This window comes from Flavobacterium sp. I3-2 (assembly GCF_013389595.1).
Classification (GTDB): Bacteria; Bacteroidota; Bacteroidia; order Flavobacteriales; family Flavobacteriaceae; genus Flavobacterium.
The window spans coordinates 212,465-228,804 of sequence record NZ_CP058306.1; the positions used below are offsets into that span (position 1 = coordinate 212,465).

At 35.1% G+C, this 16,340-nt stretch carries 14 protein-coding genes and 1 pseudogene; 7 read left to right on the plus strand and 8 right to left on the minus strand.

The window, feature by feature from the left end:
* Nucleotides 1-6 precede the first annotated feature (6 nt).
* From HW119_RS00980 to dnaK, 7 genes are all read right to left on the minus strand, one after another.
* Entirely contained in the window at nucleotides 7-897 is an 891-nt protein-coding gene (locus HW119_RS00980) for a toprim domain-containing protein (RefSeq protein WP_177760889.1), read from the minus strand.
* Between the two features lie 252 nt (nucleotides 898-1,149).
* Nucleotides 1,150-2,313, minus strand: coding sequence for a VapE domain-containing protein (locus HW119_RS00985; protein WP_177760890.1), 1,164 nt, complete (start codon nucleotides 2,311-2,313; stop codon nucleotides 1,150-1,152).
* Between the two features lie 7 nt (nucleotides 2,314-2,320).
* Complete coding sequence (locus tag HW119_RS00990; protein WP_125020228.1) at nucleotides 2,321-2,662, minus strand: helix-turn-helix domain-containing protein; 342 nt, start codon at nucleotides 2,660-2,662, stop codon at nucleotides 2,321-2,323.
* Between the two features lie 107 nt (nucleotides 2,663-2,769).
* Entirely contained in the window at nucleotides 2,770-3,519 is a 750-nt protein-coding gene (locus tag HW119_RS00995) for a DUF2214 family protein (protein WP_125020229.1), read from the minus strand.
* Nucleotides 3,516-4,775: a site-specific integrase gene (locus tag HW119_RS01000; protein WP_177760891.1), complete on the minus strand. Its 1,260-nt coding sequence runs from the start codon at nucleotides 4,773-4,775 to the stop codon at nucleotides 3,516-3,518. The genes HW119_RS00995 and HW119_RS01000 overlap by 4 nt, the downstream gene beginning before the upstream one ends.
* Nucleotides 4,772-5,326 (minus strand): helix-turn-helix domain-containing protein, encoded by a 555-nt coding sequence (locus tag HW119_RS01005; RefSeq protein ID WP_177760892.1) that lies wholly within the window; start codon nucleotides 5,324-5,326, stop codon nucleotides 4,772-4,774. The genes HW119_RS01000 and HW119_RS01005 overlap by 4 nt, the downstream gene beginning before the upstream one ends.
* 205 nt (nucleotides 5,327-5,531) lie before the next feature.
* Complete coding sequence (gene dnaK, locus HW119_RS01010; RefSeq protein WP_177760893.1) at nucleotides 5,532-7,421, minus strand: molecular chaperone DnaK; 1,890 nt, start codon at nucleotides 7,419-7,421, stop codon at nucleotides 5,532-5,534.
* A gap of 290 nt (nucleotides 7,422-7,711) precedes the next feature.
* On the opposite strand from dnaK, the gene HW119_RS01015 reads away from it, so the two are divergent.
* The 7 genes and pseudogenes from HW119_RS01015 (at nucleotide 7,712) to HW119_RS01045 (ending at nucleotide 15,827) form a co-directional block, all read left to right on the plus strand.
* On the plus strand, nucleotides 7,712-9,133 hold the full coding sequence (locus tag HW119_RS01015; protein ID WP_177760894.1) for an L-serine ammonia-lyase: 1,422 nt from the start codon (nucleotides 7,712-7,714) through the stop codon (nucleotides 9,131-9,133).
* 372 nt (nucleotides 9,134-9,505) lie between these two features.
* Entirely contained in the window at nucleotides 9,506-10,351 is an 846-nt protein-coding gene (locus tag HW119_RS01020) for an RteC domain-containing protein (protein WP_159156503.1), read from the plus strand.
* A 250-nt stretch (nucleotides 10,352-10,601) separates the two neighbouring features.
* A complete protein-coding gene (locus tag HW119_RS01025) occupies nucleotides 10,602-10,955 on the plus strand; it encodes a helix-turn-helix domain-containing protein (protein WP_159156502.1) in 354 nt (117 codons plus the stop codon).
* A gap of 25 nt (nucleotides 10,956-10,980) precedes the next feature.
* Nucleotides 10,981-11,271 (plus strand): helix-turn-helix domain-containing protein, encoded by a 291-nt coding sequence (locus tag HW119_RS01030; RefSeq protein WP_159156501.1) that lies wholly within the window; start codon nucleotides 10,981-10,983, stop codon nucleotides 11,269-11,271.
* A gap of 98 nt (nucleotides 11,272-11,369) precedes the next feature.
* Entirely contained in the window at nucleotides 11,370-12,857 is a 1,488-nt protein-coding gene (locus HW119_RS01035) for a DUF3945 domain-containing protein (protein WP_159156500.1), read from the plus strand.
* A 6-nt stretch (nucleotides 12,858-12,863) separates the two neighbouring features.
* Nucleotides 12,864-14,949, plus strand: a pseudogene (locus tag HW119_RS01040) (DNA topoisomerase 3).
* On the plus strand, nucleotides 14,949-15,827 hold the full coding sequence (locus HW119_RS01045; RefSeq protein WP_177760895.1) for an ORF6N domain-containing protein: 879 nt from the start codon (nucleotides 14,949-14,951) through the stop codon (nucleotides 15,825-15,827). The pseudogene HW119_RS01040 and the gene HW119_RS01045 overlap by 1 nt, the downstream one beginning before the upstream one ends.
* A 27-nt stretch (nucleotides 15,828-15,854) precedes the next feature.
* On the opposite strand, the gene HW119_RS01050 is transcribed toward HW119_RS01045, so the two are convergent.
* Nucleotides 15,855-16,340, minus strand: coding sequence for a DUF6265 family protein (locus HW119_RS01050; RefSeq protein WP_236901578.1), 486 nt, complete (start codon nucleotides 16,338-16,340; stop codon nucleotides 15,855-15,857).

Sequence of the window (16,340 nt, forward strand, 5' to 3'; positions counted from 1 at the left end):
AATAGTTTATCTTCTACGTTTAAAATCACGTATTTTTTGGGGTGGTTTTTCTGGTTCTTTTCGAAAATGGAGTTCATTCCTTTTCTTTATTTTCTCCATTAAATATTCATTTAAATCCTTATGATTTTTATATAGATTAGAATAATCTTTGGCATTAGGAAAAGATTTTAAAATTGTGTTTTTACAATTTAGTCCAGCTCGATCGTTATCTAAAAACAAGTTGATTTCTGAATAGTTTTTTAAATGAGTTTTAGTTTTATCTAAAAGCGCAATTGAATTCATAACTAGCAAATCTCCTTTATAGATCTTCTGCATTTCTATAAATGATAGTGCGTCTATAAAACCTTCAAATACCACAACTTTTTTGTTATCATCTATTGGATTAAAATTAATTATAGAAATATCTTTTTTCTGAAGGGAACCTTTGTAAAAAGTATTTCTTAATTCCCAACCTTTAGAAATATTTTCAAAACCGATAGCATACAGATTTTTATCATTAATCGCAAAATGTATTTCTTTTATAAAAGGATATACTGTAGAAGACAACCCTCTTTCAAATAAATAATTTTTGAGATTTTCGTTTTGAAGTTCAATCACTTTTTTGATCTGATAATTTGGTATTGCATTTCTTAACTGCATATTAATCTGCGGTTGAAAAGAAGAAAAATTTTGTTTCTGTGCCCATTCCAAAACTTCCTTTAATGAAGTGTTTGAATATTTCAACATAAAATCGGTATTATTTCCGCCAATACCCTCAGAAAAAAGATACCAGAGATTTAATTTTTTATCAAGTTTGAAAGAGGCTTGTGTTTCTGTTCCGAAAGGATTAAGAAACCAAGCTTCTTTCTCATTTTGTTTAGTTGGAAGGTGTCCGAGTTTTTGAAGGACTTCTTCCAACGGAATTGTATTAAATTGTTTACAGTTCATTTGGTTAATGTTTAATTGTTGGTATCCTTTTTTTATTTTTCCTTACCTAATTACCTATTTACTTATTTTCAATATTTAAAAAGCAAATAGTAGGAATTACCTATACTTACCTACTTACCCTAATTTTACTATTTTAGGTAAATAGGTAACTATTGAACTATTTAATTACCTTACTAATCCATTGATTAATAAACATTAAAGGATTATAGGTAACTAGGTAAATTACTTTTCTGTAATTTTTCTTTTGATGAGATATCCATACACCTGAAGTTTGGAATGTTTTATCCTTTGATATTTTAAACTGGTGAGTGCCTTACCAATTTTTATATTATTCAGTCGTAATCCTAATTCATTGTTTATGGTAAGCATAATATCGGTTGGAGTTAGAAATTCTTCGATATTTTCAGATTTTTCGAAATGAGCCGAAATAAGTTCTTGTTCCATAGAAACTTGAGCATATTTCTCATTTCGTTTTTCATTCTCGGAGATATCTTTAGCAGTTAATTCGGGATTATAATTTTTTCTAACAAACGCATTATAATAAGCTTGTGCCCAAATTTTATCAATATCTATTTCTTTAGAATATTTAAAATCAAAAGAATATACTTCAAAAATCAACCAACGAATACTTCCTGTTTCATCTGTAAGAAAGTCGGTACGGTTGGTAGAACCAACAAATGAGCAAATTCTTTCCAAAAACTCAGCTTTACGTGCATAAGGCAATCTAATATTTGCACTGCTTTTTGAAATGAACGATTTTAATGTATTTACATCAGATTTTGATAAAACCGCCAACTCATCGAGATTACAAATCAAATTCTTACAAATAGAAATGATACCATCTTTATCTATCGAAATATTTTCGGTGTAATAATTCTCTAATTTTGGTGGAATTAAAAACCGAAGAAATGAAGATTTACCAGAGTTTTGATGAGAAGCCAATACCAAAGATTGTTTATTGACGTACCCTTTGGTTAAGGAACACAAAACCGCTCTTGTTAACCATTTTTCAAAATGATAATGAAATGCTTCATCGTCATTTGTTCGAAGGTATGAGCTAAGCTGAAGGATATAATCTTTACCGTCCCATTTATCTAAATTTTCAAAATATTCACAAATAGGATTATACTGATTGATTAAATGGCTTCTTACCAAAATTTCCAACTTATTCATATTGATTTCAATTCCAGATTGAGCCAATTCTATAAGCAATGAATTGATGTTTAAAACTGTCCAATTCTTGTTGTTTTCTTTCAACTGAATTTCTAATTCTAAAGCGATCGTATTTAATCTAATGTTATACTTCTTATTAAGATAATTTATCGCTTTGTCGTAAATGGTTTTTGATGGTGTATCTGGCTTATATAAGTTGTCATCTTCTTTCATAACCCTATTATTTTTTTCGGTTATGATTATATTTAAATGACTCTAGTTCGATTTCTTGTACGGTTTTCTTTCTTCCTTTAGAAATCCAATCTAGAAGTTCATCTTCAAAAAAATACAGTTTTTTCCCATTCTTGTAACAAGGAATTTTTCTTTGTCTAACAAGCGTGTAAATCGTTGGCTTTGCTTTTCCAATTATCTGGCTTGCTTCTTCTATACCGATTGGAACTCGTTTTTCTTTAGATTGAGGTCGTTGCGTATTCTGAACAATAGATTTAATTTCAGCAATTTCATTAGCTAGGTGTGCTACTGCTTTAGGTAGATTTTCAAAAGAGATTTCATTTTCATCCATAACTATCATTTTTAATTGTTATGGTGCAAATAAAAAAAGTGTTTTCGCTGTGTACGACGCCACAACAAAAACACTTAAAAAACACTGTTTTTTCTAATCCTTATTAATTAGAAACACGAAAGATCATCATTGATCTTAATAATACCTTTTTGATCATCGTCTTTGAGATGCGTTTTGATACTATTAACTTCAACATCTTTCAATGATTCTGAAAAAGTTATTTTTAAAAATTCTGCAACTTTATCTTGTTTACTTACTTTAAAATAATTCCAGATATTCCAACCAAAATGGTACAAATCAAGCGTTGATAAATCTTTAACTATAATGGGCTTTAAGTTTTCAAAATCTAGCTGTTCAACATATATTGTTACGTTGTTACACAGTTGCATCAAATCTTCATCTGAAGTATATAAAGCAAATTGCTCATGTACGTAGCGAGTAACGGTTTCAATTTTATTCTGCTTTTGATTTATGATAAGATTTTGCTGTTGTTTTCTAATATTTTTAATATTAATATCTGGAATATTCTCTTTTACAAATTCGGGTTCAACAACTACATCGCGCTTTTCATCTGTTAATTTTAGATTACCCTCTTCTGAAATTTGATCTGTAGCTGATTCAGTTGCTTTATTTTTAAACAAGAATTTTAATAAACGAACAACTAATTCATTCAGAAATAAACTTAAAATTGCAAATAACAAAATTCCAAAACCGATAGAAATCCAAAAGAACACGTTAGCAGTGTACGCATCAGCACCTTTTTCTATTAAAATCAATCTTCCAGCTATACCAATCAAAACACAAACCAAAAAAACCGACAGGTACATCACAATATATTCAAAGTATTTTATTTTCATTGCGGTTTGATTTTTAGTGATTCTAATTGGATTGCTTCTGATGCTTTGTTTTTCTTCTCATCTACCACTTTTGCGTATATTTGAGTCGTCTTAACGTTGGTATGTCCCAACATTTTACTAACGGTATAAATATCTGTTCCGTTTGACAATTGCAGTGTTGCAAAAGTATGTCGGAAGCAATGAAACGTTATATTTTTCTTAATATTTGCAGCTTCAATCCATTTTTTAAGAGGTCGTGATATCCAAGAAGGATCTGTTAAATCTTCAAAAATGAGTTGTTCAGGAAGTCGTGGCTCTCCACAAAGTTGAAAAGCCTGCTGAGAAATAGGCATATACTCTACACTCCCTGTTTTTTTCTGTGTAAAATGTAATTTAACAGAACCATCTTCTATACTGATTTCTTTCCAACGGAGTTTCTGAATATCAGAATGTCTTAGACCTGTAAGTGCTGAGAAAAGTGCCGCTCTTTTTAACACTTCTTTTTCGCAAGGGGTTTCTGCTAATATATTCAACTCTTCCATGGTCAAATATTCTCGTCTTGAATCTTGCTCAGGAATACCTTTGACTTTTGAAGCAATATCAACAGTTAAATATCCATCAATATAAGCTTGTTTCAATGCAGCTTTAAAAATAGAGAAATAAGTCGAGGCTGTATTTTGAGAAATGGTACCCTTTCTGTTTCCAGCGTAGGGAGCCGATAATAAAAAGCGTTTAAAATCTTCAGCCGTTCTATTATCTATTTGAGAAAACATTAGCGTATCTCCAACGTAGCTTTTTAAAAATTCTTTCGTTCTCTCCCAATTGATTTGAATAGATTTTGAACTACCCGAGTGTCTTTTCGAAGCTGCTTTACTTATGTAAGTGATAAAATTTTCTTGTCCTCTTTCTTTTTGCTCGACCAATAAATTTTCGTTTTTACTATACAAATCAATATTATCATATTCTTTTTGACGAAGTTTTCGAATTCCATCAGCATACAACATGATTTCGCGGTCACTCTCACTTTTACAAACTATAATTCCGTTATCATTGCGTTTAGGTTTATAGTTTTTTGTACCATTTGAGTCAATACGAGTAATTTTATTTTTATCCCATTCAACGGTAGTCACTACCCGATTCAAATATTCACGGATTCTTTGAGGAGTTTTTTTACCAGGATCGTGGACTGGATAACTCTCTATGTAAACATACCATTCTTTACGGTCTTCTGCTTTTCGAAGCCGTACAGTTACTTTCGTATTTGATAATTGTCTCATCTAAAATTATTTCCGTTATACAAATTCTCAATTTCTATTTTTGGAGCATATACAAATTTACCAATTTGTCTTGTTGGGATTGAATACTGCCTGATATGCTTGTAAACAGTACTTTCAGAGAGTTGAAATTTTTTTGCTATTTCACCAATAGAATAACAATCTTCTTTTTCAAGACTATACAATTTTTTCTTTGGTTTTTGTTCAACCTCGTTTCGAAACTGGCTAGTAGGAAACATATCTTCCATAATCTTACGATCAATTCTTACAAGTCGAGTTCCCAAATTAATAGCTGGAATTTTTCCTTGACGAATGAGACGATAAATAGTTGTTTTAGCAATACCAAAAAGCACTGTTGCTTCTGAAACAGAAATAAATAACCGATTATCTGGTATATCATTTAATGTTTTTTTGAACTTTTCCTCTTTTTTAAGTTTAGCCATCTTCAATTTATACCCTTTTTTACTGCATTTTTCAGAGCAATAAACAGAAGCTATTCTTTTAGGTGCAAATTGTTCGTTACAAACGATACATTGTTTATTTATTAGTTTCATCCCCCTTTTTTATCAATTAAGGTATCATAAGTATACATAAGAGCCTTTTCATCTCCTTTTATGTTCCGGTACAAATATGGTACAAATATATGATAAAAAACGATTAAAATAACACAAATTCAAAATGAGATAAAAAAGAAAAACCGCTGTAAATATTTAATTTACAGCGGTTTAACACCTGTTATTAAGTGATATTAATCACCAATTATTTTACTTCTTCGTATTCTACATCTTGCGTTGCATCACCTGCTTCTCCACCTTGATTTGGTTGAGCTTGTTGTGCTCCTGCTTGATCTTGTGCTTTATACATTTCTTCAGAAGCTGCTTTCCAAGCTTCGTTGATTTTATCTAAAGCTGGTTGAATTGTAGCGATATCTTTAGATTCAAATGCTTTTTTCAATTCTTCTAAGGCTGCTTCGATATTTGATTTATTAGCTGCAGATAATTTATCTCCGTACTCAGCCAATTGCTTTTCTGTTTGGAAAATCATTCCGTCTGCTTCGTTAATTTTCTCAGCAGTTTCTTTAGCTTTTTGATCTGCTTCAGCATTTGCAGCAGCTTCTTGTCTCATTCTTTCGATTTCTTCTTGAGTTAATCCAGAAGAAGCTTCGATACGAATATCGTGTGTTTTACCTGTTCCTTTATCTGTAGCAGAAACTTTGATGATACCATTAGCATCAATATCAAAAGTTACTTCGATTTGAGGAATTCCTCTTTGTGCTGGTGGTAAACCGTCTAAGTGGAAACGACCAATTGTTTTGTTATCGTTAGCCATCGGACGCTCACCTTGTAACACGTGAATTTCAACTGATGGTTGATTATCTACTGCTGTAGAGAATACTTGCGATTTTTTTGTAGGAATTGTAGTATTCGACTCGATTAATTTAGTGAATACACCTCCCATTGTTTCGATACCTAAAGAAAGTGGTGTAACATCTAATAACAATACGTCTTTTACATCACCTGTTAAAACTCCACCTTGAATTGCAGCTCCAATAGCAACAACCTCATCTGGGTTAACTCCTTTAGATGGTTTTTTACCAAAGAATTGTTCAACTTTATCTTGAATTACAGGAATACGAGTTGAACCTCCAACTAAGATTACCTCATCGATATCAGATTTAGATAAACCTGCATCTTTTAAAGCTTTCTCACATGGTAACATTGAACGTCTTACTAAATCGTCTGCTAATTGCTCAAATTTAGCACGAGTTAAAGTTTGTACTAAGTGTTTAGGTCCTGAAGCTGTAGCTGTAACGTATGGTAAATTGATTTCTGTTTGAGTAGAAGAAGATAATTCAATCTTAGCTTTTTCAGCAGCTTCTTTCAAACGTTGTAAAGCCATTGGGTCTTTACGTAAATCAACACCTTCAGCAGCATTAAATTCATTTGCTAACCAATCGATAATCACTTGGTCAAAATCGTCTCCACCTAAGTGTGTATCTCCGTTTGTAGATAATACTTCAAAAACTCCGTCTCCTAATTCTAAGATTGAGATATCAAAAGTACCTCCACCTAAATCGTAAACAGCAATTTTTTGGTCTTTACCCATTTTATCTAAACCGTAAGCTAAAGCAGCAGCTGTAGGCTCGTTAATGATACGACGAACTTTTAAACCTGCAATTTCTCCAGCTTCTTTTGTAGCTTGACGTTGTGCATCATTAAAGTATGCTGGTACTGTAATAACTGCTTCTGTAACTGATTGACCTAAATAATCTTCAGCTGTTTTTTTCATTTTTTGAAGCGTCATTGCAGATAATTCCTGAGCTGTATATAAACGTCCATCGATATCAACACGTGGTGTGTCATTATCACCTTTAACTACTGTATAAGGTACGTTTTTAATTTCGTTTACAACCTCAGTATATTTTTCTCCCATAAAACGTTTTATAGAAGCGATAGTTTTAGTTGGATTTGTAACCGCCTGACGTTTTGCTGGATCTCCAACTTTGATTTCTCCACCTTCTACGAATGCAATCACAGATGGAGTTGTTCTTTTTCCTTCTGCATTAGGGATAACTACTGGCTCATTTCCTTCCATTACAGAAACACATGAATTCGTTGTACCTAAGTCAATTCCAATTATTTTACTCATCTTTATATATGTTATATTTTGTTACTAATTAATTTATTTCTGTGAATCAATCACGCTTGGTAATAGTCAATGATTGTGCCATTTGAAAAAACTACATCAAATGTCAGAAAAGAATAAAATATCTAAAATTTAAAATGTCAAACTGACAGATTAATTAATAAAAATATAGTAAAATGGCATTTTAACCCTTACACAAAATGTCAGTCAAAAAAAGTGAAAATTAAATTTTGATGTATTGTAAGTGATGAATATTTAATTATCTTCGTTTTTTTATACCTAGATTATTAAATATGGAATGTATTTCTGTTTTCGACATGTTGAAAATTGGTGTTGGACCTTCAAGTTCACACACATTAGGACCTTGGCGCGCAGCCGAACAATTTCTGAAAGAATTGAAAGATGCCGAATTATTTAATGATGTAACCAAAGTTACTATTGACTTATATGGTTCATTATCTTTAACAGGAATCGGTCATGCCACAGATTTGGCAGTTATGTTAGGTTTAAGTGGTGCCGACCCAGAATATGTACCTGTAGATGACATTAGCGGAATTATCGATACCATTAAAACTACAAATACTTTGATTTTAGCTGGATTGAAAGGTATTCCGTTCAACCCAAGTAACGATATTATTTTTAATAAAGATTTTCTTCCGTTTCACGCTAACGGATTAAAATTCACTGCATATTTAGAAAAAGAAATTTTTGAATCGACTTTTTATTCGATTGGTGGAGGATTTGTTGTTAAAGAAGAAACTTCAGAGAACAAAGAAAATGACGAAATCAAAGCTACCTTCCCATTTCCGATTGACAAAGCAACTGAATTGCTAGAATTTTGTATTCAAGAAAATAAATCGATTTCGGAAATTGTTTACGAAAACGAAAAATCGTTACGTACAGAAGAAGAAATACACCACGAATTACTTCGCGTTTGGAATACGATGTTAGAATGTATGTACATTGGTTGCCACACCGAAGGAACTTTACCTGGAGGTTTAAACGTAAGACGTCGCGCATTTGATATGCACCAAAAGTTAAAAGGTGATTTACCGTATTCAAATCCGCAGGAATGGTTGCAAACCATTCGTAAAACCAAAGTATATTTCCGTCAGATTTTAAAATGGGTTAGCTGTTTCGCCTTAGCTGTTAACGAAGTAAATGCCGCTTTAGGTCGTGTAGTTACGGCTCCGACCAACGGAAGTTCTGGAGTAATTCCGGCTGTTTTAATGTATTATATGGTTATTGAAAACCACAAAGCTTCCGAGAAAGAAATCAAACAATTTTTAATGGTTGCAGGCGAAATTGGAAGTATCTTTAAAAAAGGAGCAACTATTTCTGCAGCCATGGGTGGTTGCCAGGCAGAAATTGGTGTATCATCTGCAATGGCTGCTGCGGCACTTTGCGAAGTGATGGGCGGAACGCCAGAACAAGTTTTAATGGCTGCCGAAATTGCTATGGAACATCATTTAGGATTAACTTGTGACCCAATTGGTGGTTTGGTACAAATTCCGTGTATCGAACGTAATACGATGGGAGCTATTAAAGCCATAAACGCTGCGGAGTTGGCTTTAGATACCGACCCTAAAAATGCTAAAGTTCCGTTAGATAAAGTGGTAAATACCATGTGGCAAACTGCTAAAGATATGAATAATAAATACAAAGAAACATCTGAAGGTGGTTTGGCAATTGCTGTAAATATGGCTGATTGTTAAAATAAAATAAAGAACCCAATATAATTTGAGGTTCTTTTTTTCATAAAAAAAATTAGTATTGTCCAAAGTGACTAATAAATAGTAGTTTACAAGAGAGGGACACTCTATCGGTAACGATTTAGTAATGGTGCTTATTGCACTTGTTTTCATTCGTTTACCTCGTAAATCAATACTGCAAATATAAAAAAATAAAGGGTAAAGTACATTGGTGCTTTACTCTTTTTCATTAGTGCTAATATAAAAATCTTTGAAAAAAATTCCCACACTGTGGGGAACCTGTGAGATTTTTTTCAAGTTTATTCCCAAATTTTGGCATATCAACAACAGTTGCAACTCCGAAACAAATAGTGAGAAACTCTAAAAGACTATGCTATGGAAATCGTGTTGAGTAAATTATTGACGCAAATTCGGCATCAGGAAGATAAACTTTCTTCTCAAATGATGCAAACTACGGAAGAGGCTTACCAAATGACCTTGTTCTTGAAGGAAATGCTGTGTACCATAAAAGCAAAAGTTTTGCAGGATGGGTTTACAAATGAGCAGCAAGAAATTGACTTTTTCAAGAACATTAAGCCACAAATCTTAGGAAAGCTCATTTACTATAACAAAGTCTTCCGCATCGAAACTACCTGCCCTGTGAGCAATGGCAAAATACATCAAAGCTATTATGAGAACCTATTAAAAACCCTCAAATCAGAATACAAAGAAAGCATTTGCAATGAGGATTTTTACAGGTACTATCGGACTGGCAGGATAGACCGTGACCATAGTTATTTCAGGCTCGGACAAGTCAATTACCACGATGGATTAAAGAGTGGCGTATTTGAAATTGACCTTAGTTTTTCTACATATTATGATAACAAAATAGCCCATATTATAGCGAATGAATTACTTTATACTTATATGCTTACTAAAATTAACCCCGAAGACAATCCTAATACAATTTTATTGAATGGAGATGCAAACAAGGATATTTCGTGGACAAATTCTCAAAATGCACTTATCGAACTGATATACGCTCTTTATGCTTCAAATTCCATTGCACACGGAAAAATCGGCATCCGAAAATTAGCATTGATTTTTCAAGTGCTATTCCGAACTCCCTTAAACGACATACATCACTCTTTCCACCGAATGAAGACAAGGGCAGGTTCTCGGACGGCATTTTTAGACCAGCTCAAAATATCCCTCGAAGAATATATGGATAAAGACCTTTAGCTACATTAAAACGGTATGTTCAGAGCAGTACACAAAATGTACTGCTTTTTCTTTGCCCATATCTGCCAATTGGCAAATGTCGGCAAAACTGCATTACAAAATATCCCTAATGCCTCCAAACCCTTAATAAACAAGGGTTTTCCCTAATTGTAAAAATTTTCAAAAAACCGCCAAACCAATTGGCAAGGCTTGGCAGACAAACGCTGCCACCTTTAACAACTTTGCATAGTGAACTTTAAAAAGCTGTGCAATGAAAATAATAACCATTGAAGAAGAAGTGTGGCAACAGCTAAACAGCCGTATTAATGCCATTGCCGATTATCTGAAAAGATTGGACGACACCAACTATGATGACCTGTGGCTCAATAACCACGAGGTATGCCAATACCTGCACATCAGCGAAAAGACTTTGTGGCGTATGCGCACCAAAGGCGAGATTGCTTATTCAAAAATCTACGGTCAATATTTCTACACCATAGGTACAATTAAGGATATGCTCAATGCCAATGCCATACAGAGCAGTGATGAATTTGTGCAGGAGCTTATGGCAAAAGGCAAAAGCTATATCGAAAAAGGCAGAAAGCTAAAGACAGACAAAAAATAGGTATGAACCCTTAAAGTATATTCCTATGAATATTGATAGAATGGAATTTTTGGCGTGGATGGAACGCTTGATGGGTCGCCTTGATATGCTGGGCGACAATATAAGTGAACTGCAAAAGAAGCGCAATAGTATAGATGGTGAGGAATTGCTCGATAACCAGGATTTGCTACAAATGCTAAAAATCAGTAATCGTTCACTGCAACGGTATCGCTCCATCGGGAAGCTACCCTATTATACCATAAGCGGAAAATTGTATTACAAGCTATCTGATGTACATCAGTTCATTAGAGAGAGCTTTAACCCACCCTCAAAATGAACGCCAATGAAAGACAAAGACTGCCTTTAAGTGCCACTTCGGGCAATACTGCCAATGCTTATTTTACATTCGGCTATGAACTTTAAAATTTTCAGAATATGAGCGAAGAAACCACAAACAAACAGGAAATGCCCGAACAGTTATCAGACATATTGTTGGTGCTGGATAAAGAAAAAATGAAAATCCAAGCCGTAAAGAGTATTGACGAGAACGGGAAAATGGAGACCGTTGAACCAACAAAGAAAAACCAAAACCAGTTTATGCGTGTGGATAAAAGCGGCGATTTCTTTTCCAACTTCTTCTCTAATTTTTTCAGCCAGTTAAAGAACCCTACCAATTTTTCATTCTTCAAAGTGCCTGCACCTGTTGCAATTGAAAAAGCACAGGAAATGCAAAAGCAAGTAGATAAACCAACTCCCGAAGGCGAAAAAGTGATGAAAGAACACGAAGTAAAAAAAGAACCACAACAGGATAAGAAACAAGAAAATCAAAATAATATGGCAACAACACAAACAACACCGGAAGCCAGCGAGTACCGCTACAAGCCGGATCAGATTGATTGGGACACAATGAAAAACCTCGGATTAAGCAAGGAATACCTTGAAAAAAGAAACCTGCTTGACCCTTTGTTACGAGGTTATAAAACCAATGAACTTTTGCCGATAGGCGTTAATTTCGGAGGTTCTGTTCTTCGCACAGATGCCCGATTGTCTTTACAGCAAGCCGAAGATGGAAATGTTATCGTAGCAATACACGGTATCAAAAAAGAACCAAACCTGCATTTTGAGTTTTTCGGACACAAGTTTACCGATGAGGACAAAAAGAACCTGCTCGAAACAGGTAATATGGGGCGTGTGGTAAACCTGACCAATTCCAAAACGGGCGAACTGATGCCGTCCATTATCAGCATAGACCGACTAACCAATGATGTGATAGCCTTACGGACGGATTTCATAAAAATTCCCGATGAAATTAAAGGCGTAAAACTGAATGATGAGCAAAAGCAAACTTTAATGGAGGGTAAACCGCTAAAGTTAGACGGTATGATTTCCACGAAAGGAACGGAGTTCTCGGCAACAGTACAGTTCAATGCTGATAAGCGTTATGTGGAATTCCTTTTTGATCGCAATAATTCCAACAGACAAAGCCAAAACAACGGTCAAAACCAAAACAACCAACAAAACAACCAACAAAACAATCAGCAAAACCAGCCACAGGAAGCTCCAAAAACATTCAGAGGCAAAGAACTGACCGATGAGCAACATAAGGATTTCAAAGCCGGACAAACGGTTTATATGGCAGGGCTGGTTGATAAGAAAGGACAAACGTACAATGGCTATATCACTTTCAACAAAGATACAGGAAAAACAGGCTTTGAGTTTCCTAATCAATATAAAGAAAGGGTAAAACCCACCGAAGCCCATAAAACGCAAACTGCCGTCAATTCGGAGGGCAAGACCAACGAAGCAACTAAAAACATCAATGAGCCTTTGAAGTCGGGGCAACAAAGACCGAAAAACAAACAACAGCAGGAACAACAGGAAAAGCCGAAAGCTCCTGCAAAATCCAAAGGCGTAAAAAGGTAATCAAGTATGAAAACAATCATTGCAGAAAAACCAAGCGTAGCAAGAGAAATAGCCGGACTTGTGGGAGCATCCGATAAAAAGGACGGCTACCTGACAGGTAACGGCTATTTTGTTACGTGGGCATTCGGTCATTTAATAGGATTGGGAATGCCCGAAGATTACGGGATTTCGGGATTTGACAAAACAGCTTTGCCGATACTTGCCCAAGCCATTTTTATTGACCGTCCGAAAGGTTAAAAAAGACAAAGGTTATACCGCCGATACAGGTGCATTAAAGCAACTGAAAGTCATCGAACAACTTTTTAACCGTAGCAACAGCATTGTTGTAGCCACCGATGCAGGTCGTGAGGGCGAATTGATATTTCGCTATATCTACGAATATCTCAAATGTAATAAGCCCTTTGAACGCCTTTGGATAAGCTCGCTTACCGAAAAAGCCATTAAACAAGGCTTTGACAATCTAAAAGACGGAAAAGAATTTGACGGATTATACCAATCGGCACAAGGCAGAAGCCGTGCCGATTGGCTCGTGGGCATCAATGCTACACAGGCATTGAGCATAGCGGCAGGCAATGGCATCTATTCACTCGGAAGAGTGCAAACGCCTACATTGGCTTTGATATGCAAACGCTATCTGGAAAACAAGAATTTCTCAATAAAGAAATATTGGCAGATACAGCTATCGCACAATAAAGAGTTGATAGATTTTAAAAGTCTTTCCAAAACCAAATGGGAAGACCAAAAACTTGCCGATGATACACTGAAATCCATTCAGCGAACTGAAACGGCAACAGTTACATCAGTAGAAACTAAAAGCGTAACGGAGCAACCACCTTTGCTGTTTGACCTTACAGGACTACAAAAAGAAGCTAATAAAAAACTCAACCTTTCTGCCGAAGAAACACTCAATATTGCCCAAAGCCTCTACGAAAAGAAGTTTATCACTTACCCACGTACCGGGAGCAAATATATTCCCGAAGATATGTGGGCAGAAATTCCCCACCTCGTAAGGGCTTTGCAGGACAGAGAACCCTGCAAGCAAGCCGTAGCTAAACTGAAATGGGGACGGTTCAATAAACGCATCGTAAACGACCTGCGTGTAACCGATCATCACGGATTATTGATTACTGATAAAATCCCGTCAGCCTTGAACGCAAAGGAAAACTCTGTCTATGATATGATTGCCTTTCGATTGCTCGAAGCCCTTTCACAAGCCTGTATCAAGGAGATAACTGATGTAGGTTTACAAGCGTTGCATTATGATTTTATGGCAAAGGGTTGTAAGGTTATAGAAGCAGGCTGGCGTTCCATCAAAGGTAGTTTTTCAGATGATAATACCGAACCTGTACAGGATTTGCCCGAACTAAAAAAAGGCGATGAACTAAAAATAAAAGAAGCCTCCATTTTGGAAAAGAAAACCAAACCACCAGGGCTTTATACCGAAGCAGGACTTTTGTCGGCTATGGAAAGTGCCGGAAAAGAAATCGAAAATGAAGATGAACGCAAGGCTTTACAAAACATCGGCATTGGCACTCCAGCTACAAGAGCTTCAATCATCGAAACCCTGTTTACCCGCAATTACATCCAAAGGGAAAAGAAATCCTTAATCCCCACCGAAAAGGGATTGCAGGTATATGGGTTAGTTAAAGACCGAAAAATTGCAGACGTGGCAATGACCGCCGAATGGGAACTTGTTTTGCAGAAAATCGAAAATAACGAAGTGGATGCAGGAGCATTTCAAAAGGAAATGGAAACTTATGCTACATCTATTACCAATGAATTGTTGCAAACTTCCATTGCCCAAAACAACCTGCCTAAATTGGCTTGCCCGAAATGCAAAAGCCAGCAACTCATTATCCGTGATAAAATCGTGAAGTGTCCTGATGAGGTTTGTAATTGGGTGCAGTTCCGCAATGTGTGTGGCGTACAAATCGGCATAGCTGATATTGAAAATCTTGTCAATAAAAAGAAAACTTCACTTATTAAAGGGATGAAAAGTAAGGCAGGAAAGAAATTCGATGCGTATATCGTATTAAAAGAGGATTGTACAACCTCTTTTGAGTTTGATAAAAATAAAAGCTACAAAAAGTAATGGAAAATAAGCCTACGATTAGCACAATGGAAATCAGAAATCTGATTTATTCCATACGTGGCAAGCAAGTGATGCTGGATAGCGACCTCGCTTCCTTATACCAGGTGGAAACAAAAAACCTCAACAAAGCCGTAAAAAGAAATATAGACAGGTTTCCTGCTTCTTTCTGCTTTCAACTGACCGAAGAGGAAATTGAAAACTTGAGGTTCCAAATTGGAACCTCAAGTTTAAGCTACGGCGGAAGACGATATTTACCCTATGTTTTTACTGAACAAGGGGTCGCAATGGCTTCTGCCATACTCCGTTCAGATATTGCGGTTAAAGTCAGTGTTGAAATTATGGAAGCCTTTGTAGAAATGCGGAGAATGCTTATCAGTAACGCTTCTATGTTTCATCGTTTGGATAAAATTGAGTTAAAGCAATTAGAAGCCGACCGAAAATTTGAAGAAATTTTTAAGGCTCTGGAAAGTGATAAGCTCCATAGCGAAAAAGGGATTTTCTACAACGGGCAGGTATTTGATGCTTATGCCTTTGTTTCCGATATTATCCAAAATGCAAAAGCCTCCATTATTCTTCTGGATAATTATGTGGACGATACAGTGCTTACTTTGTTGGGTAAACGGAATAATGATGTTACTGCAACCATCTACACCAAAAATATCAGCAATCAGTTAAGATTGGATCTGCAACGATACAACAGCCAATATTCTTCAATTGAAATCGAGATTTTCTCCGATACTCACGATCGATTTTTGATTATTGACGGTACGGAGCTTTACCATATTGGAGCATCTCTCAAAGATCTGGGCAAGAAATGGTTTGCCTTTTCGAGAATGGATATTGAGGTCGGCAGGATGTTACAAATCTTAAATAAATAACAACCGCTATAACGTTCAGTTTAATACTTATTCTATATGTCTAAATTCAAACGGTATTTCTAAACTGTCTCCAGAAACTAAAGCATTTATTTTGTCTCCGTTTTTCCAATATTTTATCAATTTTGGGAAATCCGACGTGTCGTTTTTGAATTCAAATTTGTCTTCTTTTATTTCCGACATTTCAAATTTTATAAAATCTTTTTCTTCGGGGGTTTTAACAAATAAATCCCACTTTCCATCGGTTTCAACAATTTTCATTATCTCTTGGCTTATCGTGTCATTGTTTTGAATGGTAAATCCAATTCCACTGTATTCCGAATCATTGATTTTCTTCCAATTTTCAAAAGTAGTTTTGTCTTTTTCTTCATTTGTCCGTTGCCATTTGCCTAACAACCAATCAAAATTTTCTACTTTTTTATTCTTTGTTTCCGTGTTTTCACTTTGTTTGGTATTGCACATTGTAAAAGCAAAGGCAATAAACGTAATAACTGAAAATTTCAATATTGTTTTCAT